The sequence below is a fragment of the Microbacterium sp. Leaf159 genome (assembly GCF_001423615.1).
Taxonomy (GTDB): Bacteria; Actinomycetota; Actinomycetes; order Actinomycetales; family Microbacteriaceae; genus Microbacterium.
This window is the reverse complement of the sequence record NZ_LMOU01000001.1, coordinates 1,710,684-1,731,824: the sequence shown is the minus strand read 5'-3', so window position 1 is coordinate 1,731,824 and position 21,141 is coordinate 1,710,684. Positions and strand designations below refer to the sequence as shown.

General features: G+C 68.9%; 22 protein-coding genes and 1 tRNA gene. 20 read left to right on the top strand and 3 right to left on the bottom strand.

Annotated features, from left to right (window positions below):
* Positions 1-5: 5 nt before the first annotated feature.
* The 13 genes from ASF80_RS08220 to ASF80_RS08160 all read left to right on the top strand — a co-directional run bounded on the left by ASF80_RS08220 (position 6) and on the right by ASF80_RS08160 (position 12,812).
* Positions 6-950, top strand: coding sequence for an amino acid ABC transporter permease (locus ASF80_RS08220; protein WP_056309704.1), 945 nt, complete (start codon positions 6-8; stop codon positions 948-950).
* Positions 947-1,714 (top strand): amino acid ABC transporter ATP-binding protein, encoded by a 768-nt coding sequence (locus ASF80_RS08215; RefSeq protein ID WP_056309701.1) that lies wholly within the window; start codon positions 947-949, stop codon positions 1,712-1,714. The genes ASF80_RS08220 and ASF80_RS08215 overlap by 4 nt, the downstream gene beginning before the upstream one ends.
* Before the next feature lie 25 nt (positions 1,715-1,739).
* Positions 1,740-2,921, top strand: a complete 1,182-nt coding sequence (locus ASF80_RS08210; RefSeq protein ID WP_056309700.1) for an alpha-hydroxy acid oxidase — start codon at positions 1,740-1,742, stop codon at positions 2,919-2,921.
* 58 nt (positions 2,922-2,979) lie between these two features.
* A complete protein-coding gene (locus ASF80_RS08205) occupies positions 2,980-4,770 on the top strand; it encodes a sigma-70 family RNA polymerase sigma factor (protein WP_056309697.1) in 1,791 nt (596 codons plus the stop codon).
* 55 nt (positions 4,771-4,825) lie between these two features.
* Entirely contained in the window at positions 4,826-6,148 is a 1,323-nt protein-coding gene (locus ASF80_RS08200) for a SufS family cysteine desulfurase (RefSeq protein ID WP_056309695.1), read from the top strand.
* Positions 6,145-6,579 (top strand): Fe-S cluster assembly sulfur transfer protein SufU, encoded by a 435-nt coding sequence (gene sufU, locus ASF80_RS08195; protein WP_056309693.1) that lies wholly within the window; start codon positions 6,145-6,147, stop codon positions 6,577-6,579. The genes ASF80_RS08200 and sufU overlap by 4 nt, the downstream gene beginning before the upstream one ends.
* Positions 6,580-6,623: 44 nt before the next feature.
* On the top strand, positions 6,624-7,562 hold the full coding sequence (locus ASF80_RS08190) for a GNAT family N-acetyltransferase (protein WP_056309690.1): 939 nt from the start codon (positions 6,624-6,626) through the stop codon (positions 7,560-7,562).
* Positions 7,563-7,618: 56 nt separating this feature from the next.
* On the top strand, positions 7,619-8,260 hold the full coding sequence (locus ASF80_RS08185; RefSeq protein WP_056309688.1) for an NADPH-dependent F420 reductase: 642 nt from the start codon (positions 7,619-7,621) through the stop codon (positions 8,258-8,260).
* A 138-nt stretch (positions 8,261-8,398) separates the two neighbouring features.
* A complete protein-coding gene (locus ASF80_RS08180) occupies positions 8,399-9,058 on the top strand; it encodes a GntR family transcriptional regulator (RefSeq protein WP_056309685.1) in 660 nt (219 codons plus the stop codon).
* Between the two features lie 105 nt (positions 9,059-9,163).
* The gene (locus ASF80_RS08175) at positions 9,164-9,373 is read left to right on the top strand and encodes a heavy-metal-associated domain-containing protein (RefSeq protein WP_056309683.1); all 210 of its coding nucleotides are present in this window, start codon (positions 9,164-9,166) and stop codon (positions 9,371-9,373) included.
* A gap of 9 nt (positions 9,374-9,382) precedes the next feature.
* On the top strand, positions 9,383-11,617 hold the full coding sequence (locus tag ASF80_RS08170; RefSeq protein WP_056309681.1) for a heavy metal translocating P-type ATPase: 2,235 nt from the start codon (positions 9,383-9,385) through the stop codon (positions 11,615-11,617).
* A 75-nt stretch (positions 11,618-11,692) separates the two neighbouring features.
* Positions 11,693-11,938 carry a hypothetical protein gene (locus tag ASF80_RS08165; RefSeq protein WP_056309679.1) on the top strand — a complete coding sequence of 82 codons (246 nt, stop codon included), beginning with the start codon at positions 11,693-11,695 and terminating at the stop codon, positions 11,936-11,938.
* Positions 11,939-11,948: 10 nt separating this feature from the next.
* Positions 11,949-12,812 (top strand): hypothetical protein, encoded by an 864-nt coding sequence (locus tag ASF80_RS08160; protein WP_235559912.1) that lies wholly within the window; start codon positions 11,949-11,951, stop codon positions 12,810-12,812.
* Between the two features lies 1 nt (position 12,813).
* Here the strand turns inward: ASF80_RS08160 and ASF80_RS08155 are convergent, their stop codons facing one another.
* Positions 12,814-13,653 carry an SDR family NAD(P)-dependent oxidoreductase gene (locus ASF80_RS08155; RefSeq protein WP_056309677.1) on the bottom strand — a complete coding sequence of 280 codons (840 nt, stop codon included), beginning with the start codon at positions 13,651-13,653 and terminating at the stop codon, positions 12,814-12,816.
* 128 nt (positions 13,654-13,781) lie between these two features.
* Here ASF80_RS08155 and ASF80_RS08150 point away from each other — a divergent pair, with 128 nt between their 5' ends.
* The 3 genes from ASF80_RS08150 (at position 13,782) to ASF80_RS08140 (ending at position 14,890) form a co-directional block, all read left to right on the top strand.
* Complete coding sequence (locus ASF80_RS08150; protein ID WP_056309674.1) at positions 13,782-14,363, top strand: hypothetical protein; 582 nt, start codon at positions 13,782-13,784, stop codon at positions 14,361-14,363.
* 68 nt (positions 14,364-14,431) lie between these two features.
* Positions 14,432-14,504 (top strand) — tRNA-Arg (locus tag ASF80_RS08145).
* A gap of 101 nt (positions 14,505-14,605) precedes the next feature.
* Positions 14,606-14,890 (top strand): hypothetical protein, encoded by a 285-nt coding sequence (locus ASF80_RS08140; protein ID WP_157521004.1) that lies wholly within the window; start codon positions 14,606-14,608, stop codon positions 14,888-14,890.
* Between the two features lie 7 nt (positions 14,891-14,897).
* Here the strand turns inward: ASF80_RS08140 and ASF80_RS08135 are convergent, their stop codons facing one another.
* Positions 14,898-15,830 (bottom strand): LysR family transcriptional regulator, encoded by a 933-nt coding sequence (locus tag ASF80_RS08135; protein WP_056309669.1) that lies wholly within the window; start codon positions 15,828-15,830, stop codon positions 14,898-14,900.
* A gap of 71 nt (positions 15,831-15,901) precedes the next feature.
* Here ASF80_RS08135 and ASF80_RS08130 point away from each other — a divergent pair, with 71 nt between their 5' ends.
* Positions 15,902-17,632 (top strand): L-aspartate oxidase, encoded by a 1,731-nt coding sequence (locus tag ASF80_RS08130; protein ID WP_056309668.1) that lies wholly within the window; start codon positions 15,902-15,904, stop codon positions 17,630-17,632.
* A 103-nt stretch (positions 17,633-17,735) separates the two neighbouring features.
* On the opposite strand, the gene ASF80_RS08125 is transcribed toward ASF80_RS08130, so the two are convergent.
* The gene (locus ASF80_RS08125; RefSeq protein ID WP_056309665.1) at positions 17,736-18,053 is read right to left on the bottom strand and encodes a hypothetical protein; all 318 of its coding nucleotides are present in this window, start codon (positions 18,051-18,053) and stop codon (positions 17,736-17,738) included.
* 117 nt (positions 18,054-18,170) lie between these two features.
* On the opposite strand from ASF80_RS08125, the gene ASF80_RS08120 reads away from it, so the two are divergent.
* Genes ASF80_RS08120 through ASF80_RS08110 form a run of 3 tightly spaced genes read left to right on the top strand, consistent with a single transcriptional unit; the run spans position 18,171 to position 21,110 of the window.
* Positions 18,171-19,667, top strand: coding sequence for an L-serine ammonia-lyase, iron-sulfur-dependent, subunit alpha (locus tag ASF80_RS08120; protein ID WP_056309663.1), 1,497 nt, complete (start codon positions 18,171-18,173; stop codon positions 19,665-19,667).
* A gap of 59 nt (positions 19,668-19,726) precedes the next feature.
* Entirely contained in the window at positions 19,727-20,479 is a 753-nt protein-coding gene (locus ASF80_RS08115; RefSeq protein ID WP_056309660.1) for an AAA family ATPase, read from the top strand.
* A 34-nt stretch (positions 20,480-20,513) separates the two neighbouring features.
* The gene (locus ASF80_RS08110; RefSeq protein WP_056309658.1) at positions 20,514-21,110 is read left to right on the top strand and encodes a TetR family transcriptional regulator; all 597 of its coding nucleotides are present in this window, start codon (positions 20,514-20,516) and stop codon (positions 21,108-21,110) included.
* Positions 21,111-21,141 lie beyond the last annotated feature (31 nt).

Below are 21,141 nucleotides of genomic sequence, written 5' to 3'. Positions count from 1 at the left end.
TCACCATGGCCATCATCGAGCAGGGCGCCTCCTCAGCGGGGGAGCCCGCGGGAGAGGCGACTGGGCTGCAGCGCACGCTCACGTCGCTGGAGGTGCACAAGAGGCGCCGCTTCGGCATCCTCATCGGCGGTGTGCTCCTCTGCCTGTTCGTGGCGTTCTTCCTGATCGACGTCGCCACCAACCCCCGATTCGGCTGGGCGGTCGTCGGCGCCTATCTCTTCGACCCGCAGGTGCTGCAGGGCATGCTGCTCACACTCGTGCTCACGGTCGTCTCGATGACAGCCGGCATCGCCCTCGGCGTCGTGCTCGCGATCATGCGCGTCTCGGGCAACCCCGTGTTCGCCGGGGTGAGTGGCGCCTACGTCTGGTTCTTCCGTGGCACCCCGCTGCTGGTGCAGCTCATCTTCTGGTACAACATCGCCGCTCTCTACCCGGTCATCGCCTTCGGGCTGCCGTTCGGCGGGCCGAGCATCGTACTGGGCTCGGCCAACGTGCTGATCACGCCTCTGGGAGCCGCACTGCTCGGTCTGTCGCTGAACGAGGCGGCGTATATGGCCGAGATCATCCGCAGCGGGATCTCGTCGGTCGACGAGGGGCAGCTGGACGCCGGGCGGGCGCTCGGCATGACGCGGTCGAAGATGCTCCGCCGTGTCGTGCTGCCTCAGGCGATGCGGGTGGTGATCCCACCGACAGGCAATCAGGTCATCTCGATGCTCAAGGGCACATCTCTGGTGAGCGTGCTCGCGATCTCCGATCTCCTGTACGCCGTGCAATCGATCTACTCGCTCAACTACGAGGTCATCCCGCTGCTGCTCGTCGCGTGCATCTGGTACCTCGTGCTGACCACGGTCCTGACCATCGTGCAGTCCCGTCTCGAAGAACGCTACGGCCGGGGCTTCACCCCGCGACGGGCGGGCCGGGTCAAGAAGTCGAAGGAGCCGGTCGCATGACGCGCAACGTGGTCGAGATCCGCGGAGTGCGGAAGGCCTTCGGCCACAACACCGTGCTCGAAGACGTGTCTCTCCGGATCCCCGCAGGTTCCGTGACGTGCCTGATCGGCCCCAGCGGGTCGGGCAAGACGACCCTGCTGCGCTGCGTGAATCGCCTCGAGACGGTCGACGCGGGGATCATCCTCGTCGACGGCGAGCTCGTCGGCGCCACCCGTCACCGCGGACGGCTGGTCGAGGCGAAGGAGTCCGCGATCGCGAGGACGCGGCGTCACACCGGCATGGTGTTCCAACGCTTCAACCTCTTTCCGCACCGCACGGTGCTGGAGAACGTGATCGAAGGACCGACGCAGGTCCTCGGGCGCCCCCGAGGCGAGGTCATCGCCGAGGCGATGGTGCTGCTCGAGCGTGTCGGCCTGGCCGACAAGGCGTCCTCGTACCCGCAGGAGCTCTCCGGAGGACAGCAGCAGCGCATCGCGATCGCGAGGGCTCTGGCGATGAAGCCGAAGCTGATGCTCTTCGACGAGCCGACCTCGGCTCTCGACCCCGAACTGGTCGGCGAGGTCCTCGCCGTCATGCGGGATCTCGCCGCAGAGGGGATGACCATGATGGTCGTCACGCACGAGCTCGGCTTCGCTCGCGAGGTCAGCGATCAGGTCGTCTTCATGGCCGGCGGTGTCGTCGTCGAGAGCGGATCGCCTGAGGACGTGCTCGCGCGTCCTCAGCACGAACGCACCCAGGCCTTCCTCTCCCGAATCCTGCACTGACATCCACACCTCACAGGAGCATGACGTGCGCAACATCCACAGCATCGAAGACCTCAGGATCCGTGCTCGCCGGCGCCTGCCGGCGATGGTCTTCGACTTCATCGAGGGAGGAGCTCTCGACGAGCTCACCCTTCGACGCAACCGTGAGGCTCTCGACGCACATCTGCTTCCCCAGCGGGTGCTCGTCGACACCTCGCAGCGCCACGCGGCGACCAGCATCCTCGGAACCCGACTCGACCTTCCCCTGGTCGTGTCCCCCATGGGTCTTCTGACGGTGTGCCACCCCGACGCCGACGTGGCCATCGCGCGGGCAGCCGCGACCGCAGGCAGTGTGTTCGTGCACAGCCCCTGGTCCGGCTGCTCGCTCGAAGAGGTGACGGATGCCGCCCCGAAGCGGGTGTGGGCGCAGATCGCCTTCTGGAACGATGCTGACGAGACCCGACGGCACATCGATCGGGCGCGGGCGCTCGGAGTCGACACCCTGGTCGTCGCCGGTGACGTCGCCGTGTCGAGCAAGCGCGACCGCGACCTCCGTCACGGCACGGCCATGCCGCCGCGACCGCCTGTCCGCGACGTCATGAACACCGCGCTGCATCCGGGGTGGGTGATGCGGTGGCTCCTGGGCAGATCGATGACGTGGGGCAACTACCGCATCGACGGGCGAGCGATCCGCATGCGCGAGATGGAAGTCTGGATGGAGCGCAACGAGAATCAGACGGCGACGTGGGACGACATCGCCCGGCTGCGCAGCAGCTGGACGGGCAACATCGTCGTCAAGGGCGTCATGACGCCCGAGGACGCACGCCTCGCCGTCGAGCACGGCGCAGACGGCGTCTTCGTCTCGAACCACGGCGGCCGTCAGTTCGACAGTCAGCAGGCCACGATCGAGGCGCTGCCTGGGGTCGTCGACGCGGTCGACGGACGCGCGTCCGTGATCGTCGACGGCGGGATCCGGCGTGGTTCCGACATCGCGAAGGCGCTCCTGCTCGGTGCCGATGCCGCAGCGGCGGGCCGACCGTTCGCGCTGGGGCTGGCGGCAGGAGCCCGACCCGGTGTCGAGCGCGCGTTCGAGGTGCTCCACGATGAGCTCCTCACGGTCATGGGCTTCCTCGGGGTGACCCGAATCGAGGAGATGCCGTGCACGCTGGTGGATTCGACCGGGCCGCGTCTCGACGCCGCGGTCGCAGCGATCGAGGCAGCGCAGTGAGCGTCGGGGCGCTCACCCTGCGCGCATCGCGGTGCATCGCAGCGATGAAGGGCCGATCATGACCGTGCTGCCGCCGACCGTCATCCGTACTCGCCTCGAACCCGACACGAGCGACGACGATCTCGTGCGCGCCACCCGCAACGGGGACAACAGGGCGTACGGGATGCTCTGGGAGCGCCATTCACCGTCAGCGCTGCGCGCCGCTCGGGCCATCACGAGCTCGATCGACCCCGAGGACCTGGTCAGCGAGGCCTTCGCGAAGACCTTCAGCGCGATCCGCAACGGCGGGGGCCCGACCGAAGCTTTCCGGCCCTACCTGTTCGCCGCGGTGCGCAGCGCCGCCGCGACCTGGGGAGGCAAGCAGAAGGACCTCGCCCTCGAATACCTCGACGAGCTGCCCGTCGACGACTCCGAGGACTCCCTCGACATCCTCTCCGACAAGGCGCTGCTCACGACGGCATTCCAGGATCTGCCGGAGCGCTGGCGCACCCTGCTCTGGTACCTCGAGGTCGAGGGCATGAAGCCGCGCGAGATCGCACCGCTGATGGGCATGACTCCGAACGCCGTCTCGGTGCTGGCCTCGCGCGCTCGTGAGGGATTCAAGGTCGCCTGGCTGAACGCGCACATCAAAGAAGCAGGGCGAGACGCGGAATGCCGCTGGACGTGCGAGCGCATCGTCGCCCAGGGACGCAAGCGGCAGGTCTCGCGCGCCGATCGGAAGCGGTTCGAGGCGCATCTCGAGGGCTGTCGCCGCTGCACGATGGCGAGCACGGAGGTCGCCCAGGCATCCTCGAAGCTGCGCGCACTGCTGCTGCCGGCGATCATCGGTGGGCCGGCGGCGGCGGCGTACTCCGCCGCGACGCCGGCTCCGGTCATGGCAGCGGTCTCGGTCGGTATGCTCCCCCGGGGAGCCGCTCCGTGGCTGCTCGTGGGCGGAGCGGTCGCAGCGGCTGCCGTCATCGTCGCGGCGGTGGCCGTCGCCGCCCAGCTCGCACCGAAGGCGACGCCGGGCGCCGACGCGTCGTCCCCTGCAGCGATCGTCGTCGAGTCTCCCTCGCCGATCGCGGCGCCGACGCCCACGGAGTCCGTGGAAGCGCCCGCGCCGCCGGTGGTGCCTGAATCACCCGACCCTGTCCCGGAGTCTCAGCCCGTCGTCGAGGTCGACCTCGAAACGACCGTGGCGCCGCCCGCCCCCCAGGAGGCCGCCACGACGACTCCACCGGAACCGCGGAGCCAGCCGCAGCGGCTTCCGCCGGCGGCCCCGGTCGAGGAACCTCCGCTTGAGGAGCCGGTGATCCTGCCTGTGACCGTCGAGTGGAACGTCTCGACGTCGATGATCGTCCCCACCGCTCTCGTCGGAACCGGTGCCGCGGGTGCTGAGGTCGAGATCCTCGACGAGACCGGCCTCTCCATCGCGTCCGCCGTCGTCGATTCCGCCGGTGCTTTCTCGGTTCTTCCCGGAGCCGAGGCTCTCCATCAGGGCATGTCCATCTCCGTGCGCCATACCGCGCTCACCGGCGAGCAGACGGTCAGCGCTCCGATCGGCCCCTTCTTCTTCGAGACTCCATCGCTCGCCGAGGTCTCAGACACGTTCATCATGCGCACCGATCTCGACGCCGACGGCTCGCGTGACGACATCAGCCTGTGGCTCCAGGGAATCACCGGCTCGACGGTGTCCGTGTCGGTCGATGGCGAGGCGGCGATGAGCGTCGTGCTGACGGAGGCATCCACTGTCGTGTCAGTGCTCGACATGCGACCGGGGCTGCGTCAGATCACGGTCCGCTACGTCGATCCGGTCACGGGGGCACTCGGGCTCGCGGAGGACGAGGATATCCTCGTCTCTCCCTGACCGGCCCGCCTGCGGTCGTGACCCCACTCGGCGCACCAGATGAGAAGCTAGAACGATGAGCACTTCTCGCGACGCCGACGTGATCGCCCCGCTGAGCGACGGTCCCCTGACGGATGCCGAGGTGCGTCGCCTGCGCGAGGACTTCCCGATCCTGCAGGTCGAGGTCAACGGGCATCCGCTCTCGTACCTCGACTCGGGTGCGACATCGCAGCGCCCGTTCGCGGTGCTCGACGCGGAACGGACGTTCGCGACGACTCTCAACGCGGCCGTGCACCGCGGAGCGCACACTCTCGCGGCGGAGGCCACGGAGGTCTTCGAGGATGCTCGCGCCACCGTCGCGCGGTTCATCGGCGCCGACGAGGGCGAGATCATCTGGACCTCGAACGCCACGGAGGCGCTCAACCTCGTCGCCTACTCGATCTCGAACGCCTCCCTCGGCCGTGGGGGAGTAGCCGCCGAGCGGCTCCGTCTGCGCGAGGGCGACGAGATCGTCACGACCGAGATGGAGCACCACGCCAACCTGATCCCCTGGCAGGAGCTCGCAGCGCGCACCGGGGCGACCCTGCGGGTGATTCCGCTCGACGATGACGGCGCGCTGCGTCTCGACGTCGCCGCCGAGCTGATCGGAGAGCGCACCAAGCTCGTCGCGTTCACCCACGTGTCGAATGTGCTCGGCGTGATCAACCCCGTCGAGCATCTCGTCGCCCTGGCCCGAGCCGTCGGCGCGTTCGTCGTGCTCGACGCCTGCCAGTCGGCTCCTCATCTGCCGCTGGACGTCCGCGCGCTCGATGTCGACTTCGCGGTGCTCTCGGGGCACAAGATGCTCGGTCCGACCGGCATCGGCGCGCTCTACGGCCGCAGGGAGCTGCTCGAGGCCATGCCGCCGTTCCTCACCGGCGGCTCGATGATCACGACCGTCACCACGACCGAGGCCACGTACCTGCCACCGCCTCAGCGTTTCGAAGCCGGCACGCAGAGGGTGTCGCAGGCTGTCGCGCTCGCCGCGGCGATCGACTACCTGACGGCTGTGGGGATGCCGCGCGTCGCCGCGCACGAGGCCGCCTTCGGCGCTCGTCTCGTCGAGGGCCTCTCCGCCATCGACGGCGTGCGCGTGCTCGGCGCCGGCATCGACCTGCCACGAGTGGGACTCGCCAGCTTCGACGTCGACGGCATCCACTCGCACGACCTCGGCCAGTTCCTCGACGACCGCGGCATCGCCGTGCGCGTCGGGCACCATTGCGCTCAGCCGCTGCACCGACGCCTCGGCGTCACCTCGTCGACCAGGGCGAGCACGTATCTGTACACGACCGGTGCCGAGATCGACGCCGTGCTCGACGGCGTCCGGGGCGCCATCGATTTCTTCCGGAGGGGCGCATGAGCGACCTGCAGAACCTGTACCAGGAACTCATCCTCGACCACTCCCGCACCCCGCACGGGTTCGGGCTCCGCGGCGAGATCGCGGCCCAGTCGCACCAGGTGAACCCGACCTGCGGTGACGAGGTCACCCTGCAGGTGCATCGAGCCGGTGACGGCAGCATCGAGGCGATCGCGTGGGAGGGACACGGATGCGCCATCTCGCAGGCATCCGCCTCGCTTCTCGCCGAGCTCGCCGAGGGACTGACGGTCGAGGAGCTGGAGATCCGCATCGCGTCGTTCCGCGAGGCGATGCGCTCGCGCGGCAAGATCGAGCCGGACGAGGAGCTCCTCGGTGATGTCGCAGCCCTCGGCGGCGTCTCGCGGTACGTGGCACGGGTGAAGTGCGCGATGCTGGCCTGGGTCGCCGTGGAGGACGCCCTGCACAAGGCGTGAGGCGGAGGGCATGAGACCGGCGCCGTGAGGTGCAGGATGGAACCATGCCTCTTCTTCTGAATCCTCTCGGTGCAGACCGGTTCGACGACTGGCTCGGGGCGACGCGCGAGCGTCTGATCGCTCTCCGGCAGGACTCGGGGATGTTCGTCGGTGACGACGCCGCCGCCCGCGTCGAGGAGTTCCTCGCCGAGCTGCTCGCGGAAGGACACGAGACGCCGACCTCGCTGATCCTCGAGATCGACGATGACGGGTCGCGGCTGGGAACCATCTGGCTCGCAGCGAACAACGGTGTCCTCTTCGTGGTGGATCTCTCCTTCGAGCTCGCGCCGACCGTCGCGCAGCGAGGTGCGCTGCTCGACGAGCTGCAGGCCCTCGCCCGCAAGCAACAGGTCGATCGGATCAGCATGGGCGTCTACGCCTCTGACAGCGAGAGTCGCGCGTTCGTCGAGCGGGGTGGATTCGAGGTCGCTTCGATCCAGATGCTCCTCGAACCGCTCCCGACGCGAGAGTCGGACTCGCGCGTCGTCGTGAGACCCATGACGGCAGAGCGCTTCACGAGTTTCGCCACGGCATCCGAAGCCGCCTTCGCCGAGGATCTCGCAGCCTCCGGCCGGTACTCGGCCGAGGACGCGGCGGTCGAGTCGCACAGGCAGATGGAGCTGGAGCTGCCCGACGGAGTCGCGTCGGAGGGCCAGGAACTGTTCATCGCCGAGGTCGACGGCGTCGAGGTGGGGGTGCTGTGGATCGGCGTCCGCTCTCGCGGCGGACGTCCGCACGGGTTCATCCTCGACATCGAGATCGCCGACGACCAGCGGCGCAAGGGCTACGGTCGCGACGTCATGCATGCGGCCGAGCGGGAGGCCTCGCGGCTCGGAGCCGATTCGATCGGTCTGCACGTCTTCGGGTTCAACACCGGTGCGATCCAGCTCTACGAGAGCCTGGGGTATCGCCGCGTGGAAGAGCGATTCCTGCTCGGCGTCTGATCGCGAACACGGCGTCACCGAGGGAATAGCCTCGTGCCTCAGGCGTTGGCCCGAGCATGACAACTCTCGGAATCATCGGTGCAGGACACATCGGCAGCCAGGTCGCGCGAGTCGCGGTGGCGAACGGATACGACGTCGTGATCGCGAACTCCCGCGGACCGGAGACGCTCGCAGACCTCGTCGCCGAGCTCGGGTCGCAGGCGAAGGCCGCGACCGCTGCGGAAGCGGCAGAGGCAGGTGATGCTGTCGTCGTGACGGTGCCGCTCGGCAAGATCGATGCTCTTCCCGTGGAGCAGCTCGCGGGAAAGATCGTGCTCGACACCAACAACTACTACTTCGAGCGCGACGGCCACATCGACGCCCTCGACAAGGGGGAGACGACGACCTCGGAGCTGCTGCAGAAGCAGCTGCCGACCTCGCGCATCGCCAAGGCCTTCAACCACATCTATGCCGCCGACATCACCACCGACGGCACTCCGACCGGCACCGAGGGGCGCCGTGCCCTCGCGACCGCGGGCGACGACGCCGAGGCGGTCGCGTTCGTCACTCGCTTCTACGACGAGGCCGGCTTCGACACGGTCAACGTCGGTCCGCTCAGCGAGTCCTGGCGGGTCGAGCGCGATCGCCCCGCCTACGTCGTGAAGCAGGATGCCGACGAGCTCGAGGCCAACCTCGCGATCGCGAACCGTCTGCCCTGAGCGACGGCGGAGGGGGCGGGGCGGATGCTGCGGCGTCCTCCCCGCCCCTTTCACGTGCCGAGCGGCAGAGTTCGTAATAAATACCCCGTTGGGATACCAAAACTTGTCGGAGCGGGGTGCGAGTGGGACAATCACGGTATGGCGGGGGTGGGGACTGCCGGCGAACTCGAGTCGGTGAGGGTGACGCGCATTCTGCGCGATGACATCATCCTGGGCCGCCGTGTGCCCGGATCCCGGCTCGTCGAACGCGATATCGCGGCCGAGCTCAACGTGTCGCGCCTGCCGGTGCGCGAGGCCATCCGCACGCTCGTCGGCGAGGGCGTGGTCGTCGCGCGGCCCCGAACCTGGGCCGTCGTGCGCGAATTCACGCACCGCGACATCCAGGACTTCGGTGAGGTGCGCGAGGCGATCGAGACCCTCATATTCGTGTTCGCCGCCGAGCGTCACGACGATGCGGGTATCGCCAGACTGCAGGCGGCATACGAGCGCGAACTCGCGGCGTCGAAGGCGGGCAACGTCGAGGCCGCCCGCATCGCGGCGGGGGAGTTCCATGAGATCTCGGCGGAGCTTGCCGGCAACGAGATGCTCGGGGAGCTGATCGGCGTGTTCGTCACGCGTCTGCGGTGGCTCTTCGGACAGCACGACGATCTGCTCGCCATGGCGGAGGAGCACCGTGTGATCCTCGAAGCGGTCGTGGCCCGCGACGTCGAGACGCTGAGGTGGCTGATCCCGCGTCACCTGGCCAGCGGCCAGGCGGCGGCAGAGCGGCGTCTCAGCAGCCCGACGTACTCGATCTGAGCATCCTCGCGTTGAGGGAATACCCCTCCGCGGGGTACTGTTGTGATCGTAGGGATACCCCCTAGGGGTATTAGTCCCTTGATGAATGCCGAAAGGAACGCACGAATGAGCACCACCACCTACTCCGTCACCGGAATGACCTGCGGACACTGCGAGGGGTCGGTCCGCAGCGAGGTCGCGAAGCTCGACGGCGTGACCGGCATCGAGGTCAGCGCCGCGGCGGGCAGCCTGACAGTCACCTCCACAGCCGAACTCGACGACGCCGCCGTGCTGGCCGCTGTCGATGAGGCCGGTTACAGCGCCGCCCGCGCCTGAGGAGTGAGCATGTCAGGCGAAGCGGTGACCTACGACCTCGAGATCGACGGTATGACGTGCGCGTCCTGCGCCTCGCGGATCGAGAAGCGACTCAACCGCATGGAGGGGGTGGCGGCCACCGTCAACTATGCGACCGAGAAGGCCCATGTGCAGGTCGCATCCGGCATCGCCGTCGACGACCTCATCTCGGAGGTCGTCCGCACGGGGTATTCGGCCGCACTTCCGCGCGAGACCGCATCCGCCGAGCTCGATCCCGCCTATCGTCGCCTGCGGCTCCGTCTCATCGTCGCCGCGGTGCTCGCGATCCCGGTGATCGCCCTCGCCATGGCCGAACCGCTGCAGTTCCCCGGGTGGCAGTGGGCGTCGCTGATCCTCGCCACGCCGGTCGTCACCTGGGCCGCCTGGCCGTTCCACCGTGCTGCATTCCTCAACGCGCGCCACCGCGCCGTCACGATGGACACGCTCATCTCCGTCGGAGTCGGCGCGGCCTACCTCTGGTCGCTGTACGCGCTGTTCTTCGGAACCGCCGGCATGTGGGGGATGACCCATCCGTTCCGATTCACGATCGAACGAGGCGACGGCCTCGGCAGCATCTATCTCGAGGTAGCAGCCGGCGTGACCATGTTCCTGCTGCTCGGACGCTTCCTCGAGCAGCGCTCCAAGCGCCGTGCCGGTGCGGCACTCCGTGCCCTCGGCGAACTCGGCGCGAAGGACGTCTCGGTCCTGCGCGACGGACGCGAGGAGCGGATGCCGCTCGAGCGGCTCCGGGTGGGGGATGCGTTCGTCGTGCGCCCCGGCGAGAAGATCGCGACTGACGGAATCGTGCGCGAGGGGTCGTCTGCGGTCGACGCCTCGATGCTCACGGGCGAATCGATCCCGGTCGAGGTGCGAGCCGGCGACTCGGTCACCGGCGCCACCGTCAACGTCGGCGGTCGTCTTCTCGTGTCGGCGACGCGTGTGGGAGCCGACACGCAGCTCGCCCGCATGGCCCGGCTCGTCGAAGAGGCCCAGTCGGGCAAGGCCGAGGCGCAGAGGCTCGCCGACCGGCTCTCGGCTGTCTTCGTGCCCATCGTGTTCGCCATCTCGGCCGTCACGCTGGTCGTGTGGCTGCTGATCGGCGGCGGTGCGGCTGCCGCGTTCACCGCGGCCGTGGCGGTGCTGATCATCGCGTGCCCCTGCGCTCTGGGCCTCGCGACGCCGATGGCGCTGCTCGTCGGCACAGGACGCGGAGCGCAGCTCGGCGTGCTCATCAAGGGGCCGGAAGTACTCGAGTCGACCCGCCGCGTCGACACGATCGTTCTCGACAAGACCGGCACGGTAACGACGGGCCGCATGGCGCTCGTCGACATCATCGTCGCGGACGGAGAAGACGTCACCGAGGTTCTCCGTCACGCGGCTGCGGTCGAAGAGGCCTCCGAGCATCCCATCGCCCAGGCGATCGTCCGGGGCGCCACCGAGCGCATCGGCGATCTTCCCCCCGTGCAGGATTTCCGCAGCATCGCGGGCCGTGGCGTCACGGGGGTCGTGGAGTCGCACGCCGTGATCGCCGGTCGACCCTCGCTCCTGGAAGACTGGGCGCTGCCGCTCGACGGCGTCCTCGCCGCGGCGTTCGACAGCGCCGAGGCGGACGCACGCACGGCCGTGGCGGTGGCGTGGGACGGCCGAGTGCGAGGCGTCCTCGTCGTCGCTGACCAGGTCAAGGCCACCAGCGCTGACGCGATCGCGGCCCTTCGTGGGCTCGGTCTGCGTCCGGTGCTGCTCACGGGCGACAACGAGCGCGCGGCGCGGAGCATGGCGGATGCCGTGGGCATCGACGAGGTGCGCGCAGGGGTCCTCCCCGAGGGCAAGGTCGATGCGATCACCGCGCTGCAGGCACGCGGTGCCGTCGTCGCCATGGTCGGGGACGGCGTCAACGACGCGGCGGCTCTTGCGCAGTCCGACCTCGGGATCGCGATGGGGACGGGCACGGATGCCGCGATCGAAGCATCCGATCTGACGCTCGTCCGGGGTGACCTCTGGGGCGCGGTGGATTCGATCCGGTTGGCCCGACGCACGCTCGGAACGATCCGCGGCAACCTCTTCTGGGCGCTCGCGTATAACGTGGCGGCGATACCGCTCGCCGCTCTCGGCCTGCTCAACCCGATGCTCGCCGGCGCGGCGATGGCGTTCTCGAGTGTGTTCGTCGTGCTGAACAGCCTCAGGCTCCGTCGCTTCCGGAGCGCGGCGGGCGAGACAGTGCGCTAGAACGGCGCCTTTCGCGAGGATATATTGGGCCCTACGGAAATCGTTCCGGATATTCATCTTGTTCTGGGGAGCGGTATGAGGGGCCTCGCCGTCGTCACCGGAGGCCTGCTGTTGATCGGCGGGACGGTGCTCGTCGTGGTCGCGGATCAGCAGCGGGTCGACTCCCTCGCCGAGGCGCGCGCCGCAGTCGTACAGGCCGAGGAGCAGCTCGACGCCACTCGGGACGCGAACTACCTGCTCGCCGAGAAGCTGACGGCTCTGCGCACGGCGATCGCCGAGCAGGAGACGCAGCTCGCCGACACCACGGGGTTCCTCCCATGACGGGAGCGTCGTGATCCGCAGAGTCTTCTCGGTCACCATGGTCGCGGCGATCCTCCTCGCCGCGGGCGTGATCGGTCGCGCCGTCGCCCTCGACGAGGACAGAGCAGCCGCCATCGCAGAGCTCCAGACGCTGTCGCAGTCGACGCGCACCGCGCAGATGCGCACGGACCACCTCGAGGGTGCGATCGACCTTGCCGAGAGGGACACGGCCTCGCGTGCCGCAGTGCTCGAGGTGCGCCCCGCTTTCGTCGACGAGGTCGCCGCGCTCGGTGCCGCGATGGCCGGCGCCGAGGGCAAGGTCGACACGGCCGCTCATCGGGCGTCCGTGCTGTCGGCCCAGCAGACCGTGCTCGCGGAGCGCAAGGACCCGGCCACGGTCGTGGCGGCGACCGCGACGGTCCATGCCCTCATCGACAGGGTCGGCGAGGATGTGACCACGTGGGAAGCGGCCCAGTACGCGGCTCCTGAGGGACCGGCCTGGTCGTCGAGCGGCCCCGACGGCTACGCGCGAGTGCGCGCCGCCCTGGACGCGGTCGGCGGCGGCGGAGTCGGGCTCTACGAGTCGTCGTCGTGCGCGGGAGGAACGGCTCCGGCATGCGCCAACAGCAACGGGTACATCAAGTACCGGGCAGACATCTCGAACTGGGGCGCCGACCGGCTGAGATGGGCGATGGCGCACGAGCTCGCGCACATCTACCAGTTCCGGGTGTGGGGCGCCCTCACATCATCGGGTTCGTACCAGTCGATGTTCGGCGGGGACCCCGAGTTCCTCGCGAACTGCATGGCGGTCGTGCGCGGGTTCCCCGGCTCGGTCGGCTGCAACGGCGACCAGCAGGCTTGGGCGTCGGGGATCTGGGTCGGCGCGGTCCGCTGACTCAGCGGACCGGGGTGGTCGTGTCGACCGCCTCGCGCAGCGGCCGCCGCATCACCCGCCAGTAGGCCGCCGGTGCGACGCGCACGAGCACGTCGACGAGTCTCGCCTCCCGGCCGACCATGGTGCGCGCCCGACGACGTTCGGTCGCACGTATGATCTGCGCCGCGGCATCCGCAGGCTCGGTGTGGTACATCGCCGCCTGCGCGGCCGCCGCCCGAGCCGCCACCGCCGGGTCGATGGCCGCCGCGTACCGGCCGTGCAGGATGATGCCCGTGCGTACGCCGGCCGGATAGATCGCGCCGACGGTGACCGAGGATCCCTCGAGTTCGTGGCGGAGCGCCTCGGAGAACCCTCGCACGGCGTACTTGCTGAGTGCATAGGGGATGCGCCCCGCGGGAGCCGCCAGCGCATAGATGCTCGCGAGGTGCGTGATGTGTGCGGCGCGCTCCGCGCGGAGCGTCGGGAGCAGTGCCTTGGTGATCGACACCGTGCCCCAGAGGTTCACATCGGTCAGCCAGCGCATCTCCTCCATGGTCAGCTGGTCGAGGGTTCCGAGCATCGAGGAGCCGGCGCACGTGATCAGTGCGTTGACGTGCGGGTGAGCGGAGGTGATCTCGCCCACCGCGGTGAAGACGGCCTCATCGTCGCGCAGATCGACGACGTGCGTGGTGACTGTCGTGCCGCGGAGCCCTGCGGCCACCGTCTCGAGAGCCTCTGCGTTGTGGTCGACCAGGGCGAGGTGCACGCCGTCCCCGGCGAGGATCCGTGCGATCTCCGCGCCCATGCCGCTCGCGGCCCCGGTGATGACAGTGGTGCTTCCGGTGAGGGTGAGACGCTTCATTGCACTCCTCCTGGCGGCGCTCGGGAGTGCCGCAGGTCGTAGAGCAGGCCGTGGCGACCCGATTCCGATCCATTCTGGCCCACTGCATCGGGGAGCGATACCGGTACGCTCGAAGGGAGGAGGTAGCGGTGGGACGAACTGCGGAGGCCATCGCCGAAGGCGTTGCGATCGCGACCGCTGCCGCGCGCCTCGCCGTGAAGAATCACATCCTCATCGGCACGATCGCCGAGAACGGCGTGTTCGACACCGACAAGTACGTCGCCGACGCGCGAGAGGCGCTGCGAGCGATGGCCGAGGAGTCCGAAGAGGTCGAACGCAACCTCACAGAGTTGCGCAAGCGCGCTCGCGGTCGCCACTCCGACCCCTCCGGAACGCATGACTACCGCGACCGCGATGTGCGAAACCTCCGTCGTCGCGCGAAGCAGTCGCACGGAGTCGCGACCAAGCTGCGCGAGACGATGGAGAACGAGGCCGCGCTGCGCGCGATCGTCGAGGAGGCCCGAGAGGGTGCCTGGGCCGACGTGCGCCACAACCTCGATCGTCGGCTGCACGTCGAGGGCATGCGTCCCGATCAGGACCCCGACTACGAGCGGATGCGCGAGGCGAGGATGCAGGCGCTACGCCTCGTCGACCTGCAGGCTCTGTCGTCTCTGCAGCGTGCGAAAGCCAAGCGCAAGAAGAAGCAGACCGTCCCCGATGACGACGACTGACCCTGCTCGATTCGCATTCGAGTGTGGACTGTTATAGGCTGTTCCACGGCCCGCTGAGCGGTCCAGGAGCGCCCGTAGCTCAATGGATAGAGCATCTGACTACGGATCAGAAGGTTAGGGGTTCGAGTCCCTTCGGGCGCACAGATGAGCTGAAACCCCCGTCGCGAAAGCGGCGGGGGTTTTGCGTTTTCCGAGGAGAGGGCAGAAGCATCCGGGCGCGCCTGCTCGATAGGCTCGTGCTCATGACGCTTCCCGAGCAGGCTCAGAACAACCGGGTGTGGCACGTGGTCGGCCTGGTGTGCGGCGTCCTGGCGATCGCGTCGCTGTTCGTGCTGCCGAGCGGCATCGTGGGGTACCTCATTGCGATCGCGATCGCCGCAGCCGCTGCGCTGATCGGCCATGCCTCCGTGCGGCGTCAGGGTGCGTTCCGCGCCGCCGCCATCGTCGGGCTGGGCCTCGCGTATCTGGGGCTGATCGTGTCCGTCGGTCTGCTGGTTGTGCGGCTCACGCGCGCGTTCGCCGGCTGAGGGGCCCTCACTCGAGCAGGCTCGTGATCGCCGGGTCGCGGCGGGCGACCTCTGCGGCGGTGGCGACGATCGCGTGACGCATCGCCGCGACGGCGATCGCGGGGGTGACGTCGGCGCGGTGGGCCAGGCTCACGGTGCGCCTCATCATCGGATGCGTGAGTCGCACCGACCGCAGTGCCGGCTGGTCGAGGAGCACCATCGCCGGAACCACCGCAACGCCGACTCCCCGTTCGACGAAACGCAGCAGAGCATCCATCTCCGCGCCTTCGAGAACGAAGTTCGGGGTCAACCCCTCCGAGCGGAACGCCGCATCGGTCGTCGCCCGCAGCTCATAGGTCTCGTCGAGGGCGATCAGGGGGAGGGTGGCGAGGTGAGCGAGACTCATCGACGAGGACGACGACACCGGGGGCTCGGATGCCGCGGAGACCACGACGAGCTCCTCGGTGAGCAGCGGCATCCGCGACAGGCTGAACCCCGACGGCGGAGGCCCCTCCGACTCGGTGATGAGTGCGATGTCGACCGCGCCGACGGCGAGCTGGTCGACGAGCAGGCGTGAGCCGCTCTCGGTGAGGTGCAGGTCGACACCGGGGTGGGCGGCGTGAAATGTGCTGATCGCTTCGGCGACGAGGCTGATGCAGAGCGTGGGAGGGGCGCCGAGACGCACGCGGCCACGGCGGAGGCCGGCGAGCTCGCCCATCTCCTCGCGGATGGCGTCGGATTCCGCGAGCATCCGCTGTGCGCGGGGGAGGAGCGCTTCGCCGGCGGAGGTGAGCGCGATGTGGCCGCGAGCCCGGTGGAAGAGCTCGGCGCCGAGTTCGCGCTCCAGCGTCGAGATCTGTCGACTGAGCGACGGCTGGGCGAGATGCAGGTGCTCGGAGGCGCGGGTGAAGTGGCCGAGGCGGGCGACCTCGACGAACCCGCGGAGCTGCTCGAGGTTCATACCTGCAGTCTATCGATACCAGTAGAACAATGCATTGGAGTTATTAGGTCGCCCTAACTAGCGTGAAATGCATGAGTACTCGCGAACGTCAGATCTCCACCACGGTCCTGGTCATCGGGACCGGCGGATCCGGGCTGCGCGCGGCGATCGAGGTCGCCGAACACGGCATCGACGTCCTCGCCGTCGGCAAACGCCCCCGACAGGATGCCCACACCTCTCTTGCCGCCGGCGGCATCAACGCCGCTCTCGGAACCATGGACGAAGGCGACAGCTGGCAGCAGCACGCCGCCGACACCATCAAGGAGAGCTACCTGCTCGCAAACCCCCACACGGTCGAGATCGTGACACAGGGGGCGGAGCGCGGCATCCGTGACCTCGAGCGCTGGGGCATGGACTTCGCCCGAGAAGACGACGGGCGCATCTCGCAGCGGTTCTTCGGCGCGCACACCTTCCGCCGCACCGCGTTCGCCGGCGACTACACCGGCCTCGAGATCCAGCGCACGCTCGTCGCCAAGGCCGAGCAGCTCGAGGTCCCGATCCTCGACCACGTCTACATCACGCGGTTGCTCGTGCGCGACAACGTCGTGTTCGGCGCCTACGGCTTCGACCAGTCCGACGGCACGCGCTACCTGATCCACGCGGATGCCGTGATCCTCGCCGCCGGCGGACACAACCGCATCTGGCGCCGCACATCGTCGCGCCGCGACGAGAACACCGGCGACTCGTTCCGCCTCGCGGTCGAGGCAGGAGCCCGACTGCGCGACCCGGAACTCGTGCAGTTCCACCCGTCAGGGATCATCGAGCCCGAGAACGCCGCCGGCACCCTCATCTCCGAGGCCGCACGCGGAGAGGGCGGCATCCTGCGCAACGCCCTCGGCGAGCGGTTCATGTCGAAGTACGACCCCGAGCGCATGGAGCTCTCGACCCGCGACCGCGTGGCGCTCGCCGCCTACACCGAGATCGCCGAGGGTCGCGGCACCGAGAACGGCGGCGTCTGGCTCGACGTGTCGCACCTGCCGCGCGAGACGATCATGACCCGGCTGCCCCGCGTCTACCAGACGATGATGGAGCTGCAGATGCTCGACATCACCACCGAGCCGATCGAGATCGCGCCCACCGCGCACTATTCGATGGGTGGCGTGTGGGTGCGTCCGGAGGACCACCAGACCGACGTCGACGGTCTCTACGCGATCGGCGAGGCATCGAGCGGACTGCACGGGGCGAACCGCCTCGGCGGCAACTCGCTGATCGAGCTGCTCGTCTACGGCCGCATCGTCGGCCAGGCGGCCATGGCGCACGCGGCGGGTCTCGACGCGCAGCGTCGGTCGGCGGATGCCGTGGCTCAGGCCCGCGCCGAGATCGACGACCTGCTCGCGGCGGACGGTCGCGAGAACGTGCGAGCCCTGCAGCGCGCCATCCGCAACACCATGACGGAGCACGCCGGTGTCGTGCGGTCGGAGGAGGGGCTCCGTGCCGGCCTTGCCGACCTCGACATGATCGAGGGACGCATGGAGGACATCGGCATCCACCCCGACATCGCGGGCTTCCAGGATCTCGCGCATGCCTTCGACCTCAAGGCGTCGGCGCTCGCCGCCCGCGCCACGATCGAGGCCGCGCTCGAGCGTCGCGAGACCCGCGGCTGCCACAACCGCAGCGACTACCCCGACACCGACCCGACGCTGCAGGTCAACCTCGTCTGGTCGCCCACGGGCGGTGTGACGCACGAGCCGATCCCCGAGATCCCCGCAGAGATCGCGGAGCTCATGCGCGAGGTCGACACCGAGGGCAAGCTCGTCGAGTAGCCCGCATCCGAACACGCTCCCGTCGCGCGATCCGTCGTGCTGATGCCCTCTGCGCGACAGAGATCGCGACGGGAGTGGAGGGCCAGAGCGAGGTAGGAGTCGCTCAGTCGCCCTCGTCGGTCTCCGGACCGTCGATGACCCCGATCCCGACCGCCTCATGGTCGGGTTCGGGGTCGTTGCGTGTCGGGGCCTTGGGTTCCTCCGACGGTTCCTTCTCAGTGCTCGGCTCTTCGAGCTCGTCGTTGTCGGGGATCTCTGAGGGATCGGCGTCCTCCGGGGACTCCGCCTCCGCGGGGGCTTCCGTGCTCTCGCCAGGGGTCTTGAACTCCCCGGCGTCGCCGGACGACGGTGTGGGGGTCGGGGTCTGCGCCTCAGGGGCGGCGCTGGAGGTCGGGTCCTGTGCAGGCGTGTTGTCGGTCATGATCGTCCTTTCGCATCGAGTGCATGACCAGGATGGAGTCTCGATCCGCGGGCATGAAGGGGCTTGACGGCGGCCTCCGGATCGCCCGTGTCGCTGATCACGACGTACGCTTAGGACGTGACAGCGTACGTCTCGGCCTTCGATCTCTTCTCCATCGGAGTGGGCCCCTCGAGTTCCCACACGGTCGGGCCGATGCGGGCGGCACTCGAATTCGCCCACCGATTGCGCTCGGCCGGGGCGCTCGACCGCGTCGCACGCGTCGGATGCACGCTGTACGGCTCGCTGGGCGCCACCGGCATCGGACACGGCACGCCCGATGCCGTCGTCGCGGGCCTGCGCGGTCTCGCCCCCGAGACCTGCGATCCGTCGGAGGTGCGCGCCGCCTGGACGGACCTTCGCGAGGGTGCGACGGTGCGGATCGACGGCACGCACGAGATCCCCTTCTTGAAGACGGACATCGCGTTCGAACCGCGCACCCGTCTGCCCGGCCATCCGAACGCCATGACGATCACAGCGTGGGACGCCGACGGACAGATCGTGTCGGAGGAGACGTACTACTCCGTGGGCGGCGGGTTCATCCGTCGCGACGGCGAGGAGGAGAAGATCTCCGCGGCTCCGCTGCCGTACTCCTATGCGGACGCCGCGTCGCTGCTCGCGCTGTGCGACGAGCACGGGCTGTCGATCGCCGAGATCGCTCGCCTGAACGAGACGGCGCAGCGCTCGGAGGAGGACGTCGCAGCCGGCCTCGACGCGATCTGGGATGCGATGTCCGCCTGCGTCGACAACGGCCTGCACTCCGACGGGGTGCTTCCGGGCATGCTCAAGGTCAAGCGCCGCGCGAGCGCGATCCGCGGGCAACTCGAAGAGGCTGAGGCCGACGGGCACCGCGAGCTTCCGGGCGAGTGGCTGGGTGCCTTCGCTCTCGCCGTCAACGAGGAGAACGCGGCGGGCGGCCGGGTGGTCACCGCGCCGACGAACGGCGCAGCCGGCATCCTGCCCGCCGTCGCGATGTACTGGTGGCGGTTCCTTGCCGACTCCGGCCTCGGCGCCGGCAACGCGGTCACTCCGTATGGCGAGCTCGTCGGCAGCGCTCTGCTCGGTTTCGGCGCGGAGGCGTCACTCGTCGCCGTCGGAGCGATCGACGACCCCGACGCGGTCGCCGAGGCGAACCGTCGCCGCGGCATCCGGCGCTTCCTGCTGACCGCCACTGCTCTCGGATCGCTGTTCAAGGCGAACGCGTCGATCTCGGGGGCCGAGGGCGGATGCCAGGCCGAGGTCGGCTCGGCGTGCGCGATGGCCGCCGGTGGCCTCACCGCCGTGATGGGCGGCACGAACCGGCAGATCGAGAACGCCGCGGAGATCGCCATGGAGCATCACCTCGGACTCACCTGCGACCCGATCGGCGGGCTCGTGCAGATCCCGTGCATCGAGCGGAACGCGATCGCCGCCTCCACCGCGGTGACGGCGACACGTCTCGCCCTTCGCGGCGACGGGAGCCACTACGTCTCGCTGGATGCGGTCGTCGAGACGATGCGGCAGACCGGAATCGACATGTCGACGAAGTACAAGGAGACCAGCGAGGGCGGGCTCGCGGTCAACGTCATCGAGTGTTGAGCCGCCGGCCCGACGGCCGCGTCGGTGGCTGGGGCTAGCCTCCTTCGGAGGAGGAAAGCATGGAATCGATCTGGGCCCCCGGCAGCCGTCGTCGACGTGAGCAGCCGGTCGTCGCCGTGCGAGCGAACGACGACGCCCCCGAACCCGGTCGGGTCTGGCCCACGAGCATCCCCGCCGTGGCGCAGGTGCTGAAAGAGGGGATCGACCTCTCGCCGGGTGTGACGTTCCTCGTCGGCGAGAACGGCAGCGGCAAGTCCACGATCGTCGAGGGGATCGCGATCGCGTACGGCCTCTCGCCCGAGGGCGGGTCGAAGTTCGCCAGGCACAGCACCCGGCCCACAGAGTCGCCGCTGTCGGAGTGGCTGCAGCTGCAACGCGGTGTCGGAGCGAACCGCTGGGGTTTCTTCCTGCGGGCCGAGACGATGCACTCGTTCTACACGTACCTCGAAGAGAACCCCTCGCCGCGGGGCGACGTGCCGTTCCACGAGATGAGTCATGGCGAGTCCTTCCTCGCCCTCCTCGAGAGCCGATTCGACGAACCGGGCTTCTACTGTCTCGACGAACCCGAAGCAGCACTGTCGTTCCAGTCGACGCTCACCCTCATCGCCGTGCTGCAGCGCATCGTCGACGAGGGCGGTCAGGTGCTCTGCGCCACCCACTCGCCGGTGCTCGCCGCGCTGCCCGGGGCTCGGATCCTCGAGGTGGGCGATTGGGGCATCCGTCCCGCCGAATGGAACGACCTCGAGATCGTGAACCACTGGCGTTCGTTCCTGCAAGATCCGCAGCGTTACCTGCGGCATCTGCTCGACTGACGATGACGCCGAATCCTCGTCGTAGGCTGGCGCCATGACCGAGCAGCGCACGCCGAAGAAGCGCGGGCGACCCCGTGGCGTCTCCGACTCGCGCGACCGCATCATCGCCGCGGCTGTAGACGAGTTCGGCGAGCACGGATACGACGGCTCGACGATCCGCTCGATCGCCGCCCGTGCCGACGTCGACTCCGCTCTCGTGCATCACTACTTCGGCACGAAGGCCGATCTGTTCGCCGAGGCGGTCGGTATTCCGCTCCGCCCCGACATCGATGTGCCGGCCATCGTCGCGGGTCCGCGTGACGCTGTCGGCGAGCGTCTCGTGCGCTACGTGCTCGAGGCCTTCGAGCAGCCGGACATCCGCCGCCGAGGGGTCATGCTCATCCGCACGGCGATCGGCAGCCGGCTCACGACGCCGCTGCTGGCGGGATTCCTCGCGCGCGAGCTCATCGGCAAGATCGCGAAGACGCTCGGTGTCGCAGATGCCGACCTGCGTGCGACGCTCGTCGCCTCGCAGATCGCGGGTCTGCTCCTCACCCGGTACGTGCTGAAGCTCGGGCCCATCGCCACGGCATCCGTCGACGACATCGTCTCGCGCGTCGGACCGACCGTGCAGCGCTACCTCTTCGAGTAGTCCGGGCTCGCCCACCTCCGGGCCGTGACTC